Source organism: Micromonospora sp. NPDC000663 (genome assembly GCF_042898105.1).
GTDB lineage: Bacteria > Actinomycetota > Actinomycetes > Mycobacteriales > Micromonosporaceae > Micromonospora.
Window position 1 is genome coordinate 100576 of the sequence record NZ_JBIAYR010000008.1, and the last position, 14664, is coordinate 115239.

A 14664-nucleotide genomic window follows, 5' to 3' on the forward strand; every position below is an offset into this window, starting at 1 on the left:
TGGATTTTGCCGTCCGGTCAGGGGCGCGCCCAGCGACGTAACGCCGTCGCGTGCCGCATGTGCGACAGCTTCTCGGGGTTGCGGACAGCGTAGAGCCCGCTGACCAGGCCGTCGTCGATGCGCAGTGTCAGGACGGTGTCGAGTTCGCCGTCGATCCGGACGATCAGCGCCGGATAACCGTTGACCTGGGCCGGATGCAGGGACAGTGCGGCGACCTCGACCTTGCGGGACGCCATCAGACGGGCCACCTTGTCCGCCCCGACAATGGGTCGCAGCACGGCCTGCTTGATGCCACCGCCGTCGCCGAGCAGAACGACATCCGGTGCCAGGATGTCGAGCAGACCCTGGACGGGGTTGTCCGATCCGGGCGCCGTTGACGAGGCGCACTGATGGTCGACCGCCGGCCGACGTCTTCAGCATTACGGGCGTCGAACCGACGGAAAGTCCTGCCGCTCAACTCGGACATTCGGGGTTGAGCGGCAGTCACCGATTTCAGTCAACCTCGATTTCGATCGCGCTCCTCCGCTCCCCGCAGGATCGCCGTGTTTTCTTCGGCTCGGAAGCTCGCTGTGGCCCGCCGGCAGTCGGCGGGCCACAGCGTTCGGGATTATTTACTTGTGATAAGCGAGAACAGCGGAGTTGCGCCTCGCAGTGGTTACTTAATCAGCGCTTCCAATCAGCGGCCAGTTGGTCTGCAAGCTCCAGCATTTCCTCGTCACTGAGCGGGGGAATGATGTAACCACTGGACCTGACGTGCGAGAGGAAATCCGCTGATAGTTCAACGTGATGTCTTCTCAGGTAATGCGCAAGGTCATAGCGCCACACCCAAGCCCCGTCGCTGATCCACGAGGAACACCCTGAAGCCTCCTCGTAACCGTACTCTCCAGTGATGACGTCTGGCCCACCCTCCATGACCGGAATGATCATGTGGCCAGAATCCAGGTACTGCAGAATCCTCTCTTCGTCTGCCTCCCCGACGGCGCGCACCGATGCGTGGATGCTGGGCTCGCCCGTCTCCCCAGCTCGCTTCGGGTCCAGCTCCGGAAAAAATCCGACCTTCTTCAGCACCTCAACCTCCGACGATGGGCAGGAACATGCGCCAGTAACCGCCATTGTCGACTACGGTTCCACCTCCACGAACACCGCGTACGCGGTCCGTCGCGCCACGGGTCGGAACGCCCAGCAAGTTCGCCATCTCCTGGGCGAAGCCTGAACTTCCCGCGTGACACACCAGAAGCCTGCACGTCTGTCCGGTGAAGGACGGGTTCGACCGAACCAAGTCCGCGATCTGGCCTGCCTCTACGGGGCTGTTGCCGATGATCGCCCGGCCGTCCGTGGCACCATGGTGGATCACATCGTGTTCACCCTCGTTGACCAGCCCGCGAGCATTCGCGGTGGTCGCCTTGTCACTGCCAATCGCGGTATAGGTCTTGCCGTAAGTAGCTGGCAGACCGTTCTCGAACGGGGCAGCCGCCTCTGCACCCATTGCCGGGACGCGAGAACCGCGTCCGGCAACTCCAGCTTTACTTGCAGCACCACCCTTGGACGCTCCGCCGCCGAGGAACAGCGTAGTCAGGTCAAAGACAGCGCGGCCTGCCGCATGAGCATCGTTGCCGTTCTTGATGTCCTCCTCGTAGGGCTGCTTCACCGCGTTCCATAGTTGGCTGGGGTTCTTGACCGCGTCGCCGCGTGCCTCCGCCCGTGCCTTCGTCTCGTTGCGGGTCTCCTCGGACACGAAGGGGCTGCTGCCGATGAACACGTCGTAGCCGAGTTGACCCAGGCCGCTGGCCGTGTCCTTGGCCCCTCCGCCGAACCCACTGCCGAAGTCCACGAGGTTCTTGCCGAAATCGCTGAGCCACGAGTGACCGTCGATCTCGATAGCGCTGATGGGGTTACCGCCGCCGAAGGCGTACCGGTTGCCGGTGAACGGGCTGGTTCCCAGTCTCATGTCCGCGAGGGCGCCGTTGTAGCTGTCCCGGGACAGGAACCTGTTCAGACCTGGGCTGTAGTCGCGGAAGCCCATGTCGTAGTTGCCGGATGCCTGGTCCCACCGCTTGGCGTTGTACCGGTACGCGTTGTACGGCTCCTTCGTCGGGTCCGCCGTGTCCGGCTTGTCGATGCCCGTGAACTGGGCGTCGTCGTTCTTGCCGTAGGCCGTGTAGCCGTAGGTCGCCTTGGTGTCCCCGGCCTTGTCGGTGACCGTCTCTACGTCGGTGTGCGGGTTGTAGCCGTAGTAGCCGTCCTCGGTGGTGCCGTCGGCGTTGTGAGTGATCTGCGACAGGCGCTGACCCCACGGCGAGTACTGGTACGACTTGGTCAGCTTCCCGGCGACCTCCTCGTCCAGGACCTCGCCCGACAGGCCGAGATAGTTGAACGTGGTGGTCTTGGCCTTGGCACCGCCGGCGTCCGTGGTCTTGGTCGTCGTGCGGTCCATCGGGTCGAAGGTGTACTTCGTCGTCGAGGTGCTGGTGCCGTTGTTCTTACGGTTCTCGACGATGTGGTCGAACCCGTCGTACACGTTCCGCTCGATCACCGTCCCGGCGGCGGTGATGGTGTCCAGGCGGCCGAAGGGGTCGTAGTTGTACGACGCCTTCGCACCCCCGGTCACCGCGGTCAGCAGCCGGTTGCGCTCATAGTTGAACGTGGTCGGCGTGCCCTTCACCGTCTGACTGGTGACGTTGTTGTTCGCGTCGTGCACGTAGGTTTCCGTGCCGGCGCCGTCACCGGTCTTCGTCAGCGAGGCCAACCGGTCTCGGGGGTCGTAGGTGAAGTCGCTGGTGGTGGTCAGATAGGCGCCGTGGTTGTCGGCGTTCATCTTCTTCGTGACGTCGTGTGAGCGGTTGCCGTTGAGGTCGTAGTCGAGGGTCGACTCGGAGACCAGGGTCGTCCCGTTGGCCTTTTTCTCCGTCTGGGACTTCAACCGCCCGTCGAGGAAGTACGTGTAGTCGACGGTGTTGCCGTTGGCCTTGACCTCCTTGAGCTTCTCGGCCCGGTCGGTGTAGGTGTACGTCGTCACCTTCGCCGACGTGTCGGCGGCCGACTTGCCGTTGGTCACCTTCGACACCAGGTCACGCTCGTCGTACGCGTAGGACGCGTACTGCTTGTCGTGGGTCGTGGTCAGCGGCGCGCTGTTCTCGTTGTAGCTGAACGACGTCGAGTTCACCACCGCGCCCGACTTCGACTCGGTGACCTTCTCAACCTGGTTCAGCTTCGTGTACGTCACCGCGTAGCTGTTGACCCGGGCACCCGGGGAGGCGTCCGTGATCGTGGTCAGGTTGCTGTTGGCGTCGTACCGGTAGCTGTAGTCGTGCTTCTCGTTGTCGACGTCGGTGGAGTTGTCCCGGACCAGCTTTACCGCGTCCGCGACGACAGTGCCGGTGGCCTGGTCCGACAGCGTCACCTTCTGGGCGTTGCCCTCGGCGAAGCTGTAGGAGCCCAGGCTCACCCACGTGCCGGCGCTGGCGGTCTGGTTGACCGTCTTCACCGTCGGGCCGGCGCTGGAGGTGACCGTGTACTTCGCGTCGGTCGCCGCCCCGGACACAGTCGGGAAGCGGGCGTACACCTCATAGCTGCCCGCCTGGGGCACGTTCAACTGCCAGGTGAACACGTTGGTGCCCGTGCCGGCCGCGTGGGTGGCGTAGTCAATGCCGTACCTGTTGGTGGCCGTGTTGGCCGTCGGCCAGGTGCCCGTCGCGCTCGTGTTGTTGAACTCGGAGTTGTCGACCAGGACCACGTGCTTGCCCACCGGCACACCGTCGTCCGAGCGGGACTTCAGCTTTCCGTCCGGGAAGTACGACCAGCCCATGGTCCGGTTCGAGGAGCCGCCGGCGGACGTGAGAGTCCGGGCCGTCTGCGCGCCCAGCGCGTCGTAGTCGTACGAGGTGACGATGTCCCACGGGTCCGAGGAGGACTTCGTCCACCCGTTGTCGTAGTAGCTGTAGGTGGTGTCGTTGCGCACCGACTGCCCCGCCGACGGCGGCGCGGACAACGTCGCCAACCGGCCCACCTCGTCGTACGTGTAGGTGGTCTTGTCGGCAGTGGTGTAGCGGGCGTCGTCCTTGTCGTACGCCGAGTGGGTCTCCTTGACCCGGTTCAGCTCGTCGTAGACCGTGACCTGGGCGAAGTCGTCCGGGTCGTCGCTGGTCGCCACGCCCCGCGGGCTGATGACCTTTGTCGTGTTGCCGACCTTGTCGTACTCGTACTTCGTGATCCGGTACGAGATGGTGCCGGAGACGTTCTTGTACGGCACCTTGACCTCGGTCGGCTTGCCCCGCCGGTCGAGGGACACCAGCGTGGTGTTGCCGAGCTGGTCGGTGCTGCCGGTGACCAGGCCGTCCTTGTCGTAGGTGCTGCTGGTGAACTTGCCCAGCGCGTCCGTGGTCTTCGTGACCCGGTGCGCGAGGTCGTACGCCATCGTCGACGTGTAGTCGAGGGTGTCGGTCGTCGCGTTCTTACGCGGGTCCACCACCTTCTGCACGTTGCCGACGTTGTCGTACTGGTAGGTGATCTTGTCGCCCTTGGCGTTCGTAACCGAAACCAGCTGGTAAATCTCGTCGTACGCGTTCGTCGTCCGGTAGTCGGCCGGGTTCGCCCCGGGGAGATTGCCCTTCGGCTCGGTGGTGGTGCGCAGGTTGCCGACCTTGTCGTACGTGAACGACGTCATGCGCTCCGGGTCGCCGGCCACGTCGATCGGCGCCTTGGTCCAGGTGAGTTGGTCGGCGGCGTCGTAGGAGGCCGTGGAGACGGCCCCGTTCGGCGCAATCGACTGGGTGACGTTGTCGTTCGCGTCGTACGTCGGCGCCGGAGTGGTGATGAACAGCCCGCCGGCCTGGTCCTTCGGCGTCTTGCTGACCAATGGACGGCCGAAGGTGTCGTACGTCTGGGTGATGTCCTTGCCCCGCGCGTCGGTGACCTTGGTGACCTGGCCGCGGACGTCGTAGACGAAGGTGGTCGCCCTGGTCAGGGCGTCCGTGATCGTCTGCGGGTAGCCGTTGGCGTCGTACCGGCTGTACTTGGTGCTGTGTTCGTTGGCGTCCTTGGCGACGTCGAGCTGTCCCCAGGCGTCGTAGGTGTTGGTGGTGGTGCTGCCCGCCGGGTCGGTGACGCTCGCCAGGTCACCGTCGGGCTCGTAGGCGAAGATCCACTTCCGGCCTTCCGGGCTGGTCTTCTCGGTGAGGTCGGCGACGTAGCCGTTGAGCTGACGTTGGTAGGTCAGCACCGTGCCCGCCGTGCCGTTCTTGACCGCCTCGGCGTCCCTGATCTCCGTCGGGTAACCGGTCTTGGCGTCGTACGCCCAGGTCGACACGGCCTGGTTGTCCTCGGTGAGCTTTGTGACGTTGTGGTCGCCGTCCCACTCGAGCTTGGTGGTCTGGTTCTTCGCGTTTGTGGTCTCGATCGGCCGGCCGTAGCCGTCCTGGAGGTAGACGGTGGAGTGGTTCTCCGCGTCGGTGACCGTCGTGCGGATGTTGCTGGTGGCATCCGGGTCGACGTAGGCGAACTGGGTCAGGTTGGTCTTGTCGATCCGGTCGGTGTAGTTCTTCGTCCGCCAGTGCCACGTCGGGTCGTCGCCGGCGGACGGCGAGAAGTACTGCAACTCGGTGGCGTTGCCGCGCGGGTCGGTGACCTTGACGAGCTTGACGTTCTTGTTGCCCTGGGTCATGTCGTAGGCGAACTTGAACGTCTTCGGCGCGCCCATGGTGCCGCTCGAGCCGTACCCGTCGACCATCTCGCCGAGCAGACCCTTGTCTGTGTAGGTGAAGGTCATCTTCCGACCGGAGATGTCGGTGATCTGCGAGATGTGGTCGATGATCTTCGGGTTGGTCAGGTTTGTCGCCCCGGACACCCGGGCCCAGGTGGTGTCGTTGATGTAGTCGAAGGTCTGACCCTTGGCGTAATAGTCAATCGTCAGGGTCTTCCGGCCGGCCGCGTCGGTGATGTACCGGAGGAACTTGGTCGGCTTGTTGTTCGACTTCCGCTCCTCGTAGGTGAACGTCATCGTGTTGCCGTTCTTGTCCACCGTGCTGGTGAGGAAGCCCTCGCAGTCGTACCAGAACTGTGTGCGGTCGGGCTTGGTCAGCCGCCAGGCCTTCGGCTGCTGGGTGTTCGGCTTGCAGTCCGAGGTGGTGATCTTCTCCAGGTAGAGGTGCACGCCCTTCGGGCTCTTCCACGTGGAGGTCGTCGAGTCCCAGGTGAACCAGTGGCTGGTGCCGTCACCATCGGTCATGGTGATCTTGGTGGGGTTCGGGTTGGGGTGGAAGTCCAGCGGGCTGCCGAGGCGCATCAGCGACGAGGCCTGCAACGACCAGCCGTACCCGGCGACGGTGTCGGAGGTGTCCAACGAGTTGTAGGACATCCGGACGAACGTCGACAGGCCCCGCGACGGGTTGCTCAACGCGTCGTACGACCACACCGTGTTGCCGGAGAACAGGTTGTTCATCAGGGTGCCGCCGGCACCTGTGTTCTTCCCCACGTACGAGTAGAACTTCTCCAGACCGAGCTGATCGGAGGTCGGCTCCACCACCGCCACGTTCTGCGCCAGGGCCGCGATCGGCGCGACCTGTGAGAGCCACTGCTGGGTCAGCTTGTTGCGCAACTGCCAGTTCAGCACGTAGTCGGTGCGCCTGTTGCCCTCGGCGGTGCTGGCAGGGGTCTTCACCTGCGCGGTCAGGTCCACGGTGCCGCCGGCCGGGATGTCCGCCGGCAGCGGGGTGGCGACCATCGCGTTGGCGTCGGTCACCGCCTCACCGTTGGCCCGGGTCCACTGGTACGCCAGCTCCCAGTCGCTGGTCTTCCAGGTCGCCTGGGTCGGGTTGGACACCGACACCGGGGCGGTGTAGGTCGACGCCGGGGCCAGGTTCGTCGGCGTCCTGGCGGCGTAGTAGGTCGACTCGGGGGTCTGCTCCAGGTAGGTGACCTCCAACGTCGGCTCGAAGATCGAGTCCTCGGCCTCGGAGGCGAGCATCATCGCCCGAGCGTTCTGGTTGACCTCGTCGCGCATTCGCAGCAGCAGGCCGTTGTTGGTGCTGGGCGTGGAGACCCAGCCCTTCACCGGCGTGGTGACGTCCCAGGTCTCCCACTCGGGGTCGTTGGTGAAGCCGTTGAAGCCGGCCTTCCACGACGTGTCGAAGTCACCGCCGGCCGTGGTCCACGCGTTGGTGCCGTCGTAGGTGTTCCAGGTCGCGGAACTCTCGGTGAAGCTCCGGTTGAGCTTGTAGACGTCGACGTACTGGGACTGGTCCGTGCCCGGCTGGAGGGAGACGTTCCACATCCGCAGTTGGGCGCCGGTGACCTGGGCGTTGGTCGGGACCGCCCCGGCCAGGGAGGACCACTTCACCACGCCACGGGTCACGCCGTAGGTGGGCGAGTTGTTGCCCACGCCGACGTACGGGTCACCGTCGTAGACGTTGACGTTGGTGGTCGGCAGCTTCTTCGACAGGGTGGTGTCGGTGACCCCGGTCCGGAAGATCTTGGTGATCTGCCCGGCCTTGGGCAGCATGGCCGGCGCCGTCGGTCCCGCGACGAGCTGCCCGTCTGCCGTCTTGGCCACCACCATGTAGTAGTAGAACTGCCGGTCCATCGGGTTCGTCTTGTCCGCCGGCGTCGGCGTGGCAGTCGTGTCCTGGAAGGACAGCGTGCTCGTCGAGACCGGAGCGATCAGCGTCGCCGCGCTCGGGGTGTAGGTCTGGTTGGGGCTGCGGTGCACCTGGTACTCGACGACATCGTCGGCGGTGCCGGTCTGCCCGTCCGGGTCCTTGTACTTCGGCCAGTCCAGCACCGCGCCGGTCGACGTGATCGTGGTCGGCGGGTTCACCGCCACGCCGGGCCGGCCGTAGGTGACGACGAGCTTCGGCAGGTTGTAGTCCCGCCTGTCGTTCATGTAGTTGTACTCGGAGGCCTCGAAGATCGCGCCGCCCTGCTTAGCCAGCGACTCGTTCTTGGCCTTCAGCATCACGCCGTAGTTGGGCTGGGTGCCGCTCGCCCACTGCTGAACGAGGCCGCGTACCGGGAACGACAGCCAGGTGCTGGAGTGCGACGCCTCCTTGAGCGCGCCGTTCTTGCTGAACCGCACGGCGTCGGCGATGACTGCCTTGTTGGCCTGGTCACCGAGCACGACCTTGCCGGTGGTGCCGGCGTCGAACTGGTAGAAGCCCAGGGTGGTCCATCCGCCCGTACCGGTCGGCGTCCGCTGGTCGACCGGCACGGTCTTGCTGCCGCCCTTGTGGTAGACGGTGTACGGTGCCGCGTCCGCCCGGTCGGAGGCGCCCACATAGTGCGCCTCGACCTTGTACTCGCCCGCCTCGGTGATCGTCGGCGTGTACGTGTACGTGTCCCCGGTGGTCGCGTCGCCGTTGGTCCGGTAGTCCTTGCCCACCGCGTACGCGGTGAGGTTGCTGGTGGAGGCGGTCCAGGTGCCCTTGGCCGTGGCGTTGGTGTCGCCGTCGTCCACGGTGACGATGGTGCCGGGCAGCGCGGTGTCACCGGCCGTCTTCATCAGGTTCCAGGTCGCCGAGCCCTCGGTCCAGCTCGACTTGACCCGCTGGACCTCCATCGGCACGTCGTTGGCGTAGATGCCGTCCAGGCTCTGGTCGTAGTAGACCATCACCTCGGCGTCGTCGATCGTCGTGTTCGCCGGGATCTGGCCCACGTCGAACTTCAGCAGCGAACGCCAGGTCGCATCGTTGCCGGTGCCCACCTTGAGCTGGTATTCGGTGGCGAAGTTCCGGTCGGGCTCGCCCGAAGAGATCTGCGCGTCCTGGCCGTCGGACGGCACCGGCTGGATCTTGATGGTCGGGTCGATCACCACCGGGTACGTCCGGGCCTTGTCGCGCAGCCACGAGGCGTCCGCCGAGACGGTCACAGTGGTCTGGCCGTACGTCTGCTGGACCCGTTGGCTGACCGCGGTGCTGTGGACCGGGGTCTTGGCGCTGTCGTACATGTAGGGCGGCGGCATGACCAGTTCCGGATCACCGCCGTCGGGCCTGACGAACGCGATGGAGCCGTCCGCCCGCTGCTGCGCCACCAAACCCTTGGTGTCGAGCGTGAAGGTGTACGACACCGGGCCGTTCGGGGCCTGGCGCAGGACGATCTTCTCCTTCAGCGCGCCGGCGGTGACGTCGTAGACGAGGTCCGCCCCACCGGCCAGGCCGGGGTAGGTGACCGTCGAGCCGTCGACAGTCGGCGCGGCGGCCTTGGCGCCACCGGCCAGACCGAGCTCGATCGCGCGGCCGTCCCGCTCGAAGCGCACCAGGTTGTCGCTCTTGGCGCCGAACTGGCTGGTGAAGCTGTTTGTGGTGTTGGCCGCGACGAAGCCACCCGCGTTGACGGGCCTGACCTTCGTGTCGATCGGCTGCCACTGACCCTTGGCGTCCCGGTAGTTCACCGGCAGCGCCGAGAGTTCGGCCTGGAGCCGTCCGTCGGAGAGCTGGAAGACCCGCCCGTTGGCGGTCCGCCGGTTCGGGACCTCCCGCACCCGCTTCGGCGCCGGCAGCTTCTTCGCCGCCGGGGGCTGCTCGTTCACGGACAGCCCGGCGCTGACCACCTCCGGCTCCGCGCCGCGCGGGCCGCCGTTCACCATCTGCCGGGCCGCCCCGCCCAGCCGGGACAGCAGGCCCTCGTCGTCCTTCGCGTCGGCCACCTGAGGGGCGCGCTCGGGAGTGCGGTCCGGTAGGACCTCCATCCCGCCCAACGTGGCCACCATGACCAGCGCCAGTCCCCCGATCAGGGGACCTCGTGATCGTCGTTTCACCCGTAACCCTCCGCCCGTTCGTGTGCACAACGGGTGAAGGCTAGAAACGAGGAATACTCAGCCGGCTATCTCCCAGATACCTTCAAGGTTTGCCGTGCCACCCACTGTGGAGCAGCGCGAACGCACTGGCCCGCCGGCCGCATACCGCGCGCATACTTCGCGGCGACGCCTCCGTGGAGCACGATCAGTGGCACCGCCCGGTTCAGGCCGCCGCCGGCGGATGCACCCGTCGCTTGGTCAGTGGGCGCATCGGCGTGGGCGGCAGCGCCAGTTCGGCGGCGTAGTCGCGGACCAGGGCGGGCAGTGTGTAGCGGCCAGCGGCGCAATGGACGAGGTACGCGTCGACCAGGCCCTCCAGGGCGCGGCGCAACCGCTGGTTGGAGACCCCGAGGTGCGCCGCGGCCCAGTCCAGCAGGGCCGGGTGGTCCGGCTGGGTGGCGAGGAACTCGAGGAGCCGCCCCGCCACCTCGTCATCGGATCGGACCGCCGCCACACCGGCGGCGAGGCTCGCCCGCACCGAAAGATCCTCATAGGCCAGCAGGTCCAACCGGTCCGACCCGTCGCGCAACTGCGTGACCAGACCGGCCACCGGCATTGCCGGATACCCGGCCAGGCGACTGCCCGCGATCCGCAGCGCCAGGACCGACCCGGCGCAGAGCCGTGCCAGCTCCACGGTGGCCGCCGGGTCGGCGACCAGCCGCTCCGGACCCGCGAACGCGGCCAGCAGGTCGCGCGCCGGAACCCCGTCGAGCGGGTGCAGCGTCACCCGGCGTACGCCGTCCAGGCTGCTGAGGTGCCGCTGACCGACGACGATGAGGGCCGGACCGGGGCCGGCTGGCAGCAGCGGTCGCACCTGGGCCGCCCGGGTGACCCCGTCGACGACCAGCAGCAACCGCCGCCTCGCCACGAGGGAGCGGAACCAGCCGGCCCGCTCGTCGGTGTTGGCCGGTACCTCGGCCGGGGCGACGCCGAGCGCGCGCAACACCCGGGCCAGCACCTCGCCCGGAGTCATCGCGGTGTCGTAGCCGAGGTCGACGAAGACCTGCCCGTCCGGGAAGTCACAGGCGACGGTGTGCGCCGCGCGTACCGCAAGCGCGGTCTTGCCGCTGCCCGCCGCGCCCGCGACGACCACGGCGGCCGGCGTCGCGGCAGTGAGCGCGGCCACGACCTCGGCCGTCTCCCGGGCACGGCCCACGAACGTCGCCGGAGTGGCGGGAAGTTCGCGGGGCACCGCCCACCCGGGGGCGGCTTGTGTCGGCGCGGATGGCGCCAGGACGGTCGGCACGGCCACCGGGACGTACGCCAGCTCCGGTGCCCGGTCGAGCATCGCACGGTGCAGGCCGACCAGCTCCTCGCCGGGTTCGATACCGAGTTGCTCGTGCAGGGTCGCGCGGGCGTGCCGGAAGACGGTGAGTGCGGCAGGCACGTCCCCACAGCGGTAGAGCGACAGCATCAGCTGCCCCCAGGCCCGCTCCCGCAGGGGATGAGTGGCGAGGTGTCCCCGCAGTTCGGGCAGCAGGTGACCGTGCTGCCCGGCGGCCAGCCGCGCTTCGGCCAACTCCTCGAACACCTGGAGCCGCTGTTCGTCAAGGCTGGTCCACCGGTTGTCCAGCGCGGTACCCCGGGGCAGACCGTCACCGGCGGGGCCGCGCCAGCAGGCCAGGGCGGCACTGAACGTGGCGATGGCGTCGGCGGGCTCGACGGCGGCCAGGGCACGCCCCTCCCCGGCCAGCCGCTGGAACTCGGCGACGTCCAGCTCGCCCGGCGCCAGCCGCAGCTCGTACGCGTTGGGTCGGGCGACCAGGCGGTCCCCCAGTGTGCGGCGCAGCACCGCGGCGTGGGTCCGCAGGTTCGCCACGGCGGACGTCGGCGGGGTTTCCGGCCAGACCATCTCCGCCAGTCGGAACAGCGAGACGACATGGTTCGCTTCGATGGCCAGGCCGGCGAGGACCGCTCGCCGCTTCGCCGCGCCGGGTGTGACGGTCTGACCGTCGACACACAGCTCCACAGTGCCCAAAAGCCTGATCTGTAGTTGCATCGCGCCGCTCCCCCGTTGAACTTGAGCGGGCTCAGGCTAGGTGGAGGTCACGCACGTAACAACAGGGAAACGACTGCTCACGAGCGTGACGAATATCAATGCTCTCGAGCGGTGTGTCCACGTAACGGGGGCGCGATCGCGAGCGCTTTCAGCGGCGCAGGGTGAGGATCAGGTCGGCGACCAGTGCCGTCCAACCCGTCTGGTGCCAGGCGCCCAGCCCGGCCCCGTTGTCACCGTGAAAGTACTCGGGGAAGGCGACCAGGTCCCGCCAGTCCGGGTGGGTCTGGAAGATGCGGCACGCGCCGTAGATCGGCCGTCTCCCCCAGTCGTCCTGGGTGAACAGAGAGATCAGTCGGGCGGAGAGGTCGTCGGCGATCTCGTCCAACGTCCGCTTCACACCGGAGCGGGTCGGATACTCCACCTGGAGGTCGTCGCCGAAGAACGCCGCGTAGTCGCGCAACGCGCTGATCAGCAGGAAGTTCGTCGGCATCCAGATCGGGCCGCGCCAGTTGGAGTTGCCGCCGAACAGGCCGCTCGTCGACTCGGCCGGCTCGTACCCGACCGAGAACTCCTGCCCGCCGAGGGTGACCGAGAACGGCTTGTCCAGGTGGGCGCGGGACAGCGTACGCAGGCCGAACTCGGAGAGGAACTCGTCGGAGTCGAGCATCCGGGCGAGCAGCCGGACCATCTGCTCCGGGCCGACCATGGACAGCAGCCGTTGCTGCCGGCCGTCGGGGCCGAGCCGGCGGGTGCCGATCACCTGGGCGTACTCGGGGCGGTTGGTGAGGAACCAGCGCAGCCGGGCCCCGAGTTCCGGTAGGCGGTGCAGGGTCCTCGCGGTGAGCCGGGTGGTGGCGGCCAGCGGCAGCAGGCCGACCACCGAGCGGACCTTCAGCGGCACCTTCGTGCCGTCGGCGAGGCGCAGCACGTCGTAGAAGAAGGCGTCCTCGTCGTCCCAGAGCCCCTGCTCGTACGCGGCGGCGGCAATGTACGCGAAGTGCTCGAAGAACTTGGTGGCGGTGTCCACCCAGGTCCGGTCGTGTTCGGCCAGGACGATCGCCATGTCCAGCAGGTTGAGCGCGTACATGGCCATCCAGCCGGTGCCGTCGGACTGCTCCAGCACACCTGCCACCGGCAGCGCCGCCGAACGGTCGAACGGCCCGACGTTGTCAAGCCCGAGGAAGCCGCCCTCGAACACGTTGTTGCCGCCGGTGTCCTTGCGGTTGACCCACCAGGTGAAGTTGAGCAGCAGCTTGTGCATCACCCGGCCCAGGAACTCGAAGTCCCGTCCGCCGTCGATCTCGAACACCTTCAGCGCCGCCCAGGCGTGCACCGGCGGGTTCACGTCGCCGAACGCCCACTCGTACGCAGGGATCTGCCCGTTGGGGTGCAGGTACCACTCGCGCAGCAGGAGCAGCAGTTGGTCCTTGGCGAAGCCCGGGTCGACGCGGGCGATGCTGACGCAGTGGAAGGCCAGGTCCCAGGCCGCGTACCAGGGGTACTCCCACGGGTCGGGCATGGAGATCACGTCGAAGCTGGTCATGTGCCACCAGGCGCTGTTGCGCCCGTGCCGGCGACCGGCCGGCGGGGGCGACGAGCCCGGATCGCCCTCCAGCCAGCGTTTGACGTCGAAGTGGTAGAACTGCTTGCCCCACATCAGCCCGGCGATCGCCTGCCGGGCGACAAGCGCCTCGTCGGGCGTGGCGGCCGGCGGGATCACCCCGGCGAAGAAGCGGTTCGCCTCGGCCCGTCGGGCCCACACCACGGCCTCGAACCCCGCGCCGAGGTCGGCCGGGGGCGGCGGGGCGGCGGCCGGCGGGGACGCGGTACGGGTCAGCCGCAACCGGATCTGCCGCTGCCCGCCGGCCGGCACGTCGAGCACGTAGTGCAATGCGCCCTTGGTGCCCTCCCGGGCCGGGTTGACAGTGGCCGCGCCGTTGACCACGTGGTCGTTGATGCCGTCCTTCGGGTACGGCGACCGGCCGGGCAGCCCCCAGAGCCGTTCGGCGTTGGTGTCGTTGTCGCAGAGCAGCGGCACCGGGTCACCGTCGCCCTCCAGCAGCAGCTGGCCGAACACCCGGTGATCACCGACCAGCCGGGCGCCCTCGCCGGTCAGCCGAGGAATCCGGTCCCCGCCGGGCAGGCCCCAGGACCAGGTGTTGCGGAACCACAGGGTGGGCAGCACGTGCAGGGTGGCCGCCCGGTCCCCCCGGTTCGCCACGGTGATCACCATGCACAGGTCGGTGGGGGACGCCTTGGCGTAGTCGACCGTCACCGCCCAGTACCTGTCGTCGTCGAAGATCCCGGTGTCCACCAGCTCGTACTCGGTGTCGTCCCGGCCGCGCAGCGCGTTCACCGCGACGAGTTCGTCGTACGGGAAGGCGGCCTGCGGGTAGTGGTAGCGCCAGCGCATCCACGAGTGGGTGGGGGTGCTGTCGAGGTACCACCAGTACTCCTTCACGTCCTCCCCGTGGTTGCCGCCGTCGCCACCGAGGCCGAACATCCGCTCCTTGAGGATCGGGTCGTTGCCGTTCCAGAGCGCGAGGGCGAACGCGAATGTCTGCCGTTCGTCGCAGACGCCCGCCATCCCGTCTTCGTTCCACCGGTAGGCTCTGGACCGCGCATGGTCGTGTGGGAAGTAGTCCCAGGCCGTACCGTGCTCGCTGTAGTCCTCCCGTACCGTCCCCCACGCCCGTTCGGACAGATAGGGACCCCATGCGCGCCAGTCCTGCTCACCCGAGTCGGCCTGGGCGAGCCGGAGCCGCTCAGCGTCGGGTGGCGAGGCGTCGGAGGACGATCGGTCAGTGATCACGTGCACATCTTTGACGCCGCCGCGGTACTTGACCACAGCGGCCATTCTCGTCGTGGCGTGTTACACCCC

The 14664-nt window shown here is 67.4% G+C and carries 5 protein-coding genes; all 5 read right to left on the bottom strand.

The annotated features are described in order from the left end of the window. Window positions 1-17: 17 nt before the first annotated feature. The 5 genes from ACFY1S_RS23755 to ACFY1S_RS23775 all read right to left on the bottom strand — a co-directional run bounded on the left by ACFY1S_RS23755 (window position 18) and on the right by ACFY1S_RS23775 (window position 14640). Complete coding sequence (locus ACFY1S_RS23755) at window positions 18-278, bottom strand: hypothetical protein (protein ID WP_387121925.1); 261 nt, start codon at window positions 276-278, stop codon at window positions 18-20. Window positions 279-663: 385 nt separating this feature from the next. Next, complete coding sequence (locus ACFY1S_RS23760; protein ID WP_387121928.1) at window positions 664-1068, bottom strand: hypothetical protein; 405 nt, start codon at window positions 1066-1068, stop codon at window positions 664-666. 1 nt (window position 1069) lies between these two features. After that, on the bottom strand, window positions 1070-9574 hold the full coding sequence (locus ACFY1S_RS23765) for a DNRLRE domain-containing protein (RefSeq protein ID WP_387122131.1): 8505 nt from the start codon (window positions 9572-9574) through the stop codon (window positions 1070-1072). A gap of 373 nt (window positions 9575-9947) precedes the next feature. Beyond that, on the bottom strand, window positions 9948-11783 hold the full coding sequence (locus ACFY1S_RS23770) for a BTAD domain-containing putative transcriptional regulator (protein WP_387121930.1): 1836 nt from the start codon (window positions 11781-11783) through the stop codon (window positions 9948-9950). Between the two features lie 148 nt (window positions 11784-11931). Beyond that, complete coding sequence (locus ACFY1S_RS23775) at window positions 11932-14640, bottom strand: glucosidase (RefSeq protein ID WP_387121933.1); 2709 nt, start codon at window positions 14638-14640, stop codon at window positions 11932-11934. Window positions 14641-14664 lie beyond the last annotated feature (24 nt).

Coding starts and splice junctions, on each gene's coding strand:
- ACFY1S_RS23765 (WP_387122131.1), bottom strand. CDS start 9,574: ATGGTGAACGGCGGCCCGCGCGGCGCGGAGCCGGAGGTGGTCAGCGCC.
- ACFY1S_RS23770 (WP_387121930.1), bottom strand. CDS start 11,783: ATGCAACTACAGATCAGGCTTTTGGGCACTGTGGAGCTGTGTGTCGAC.
- ACFY1S_RS23775 (WP_387121933.1), bottom strand. CDS start 14,640: ATGGCCGCTGTGGTCAAGTACCGCGGCGGCGTCAAAGATGTGCACGTG.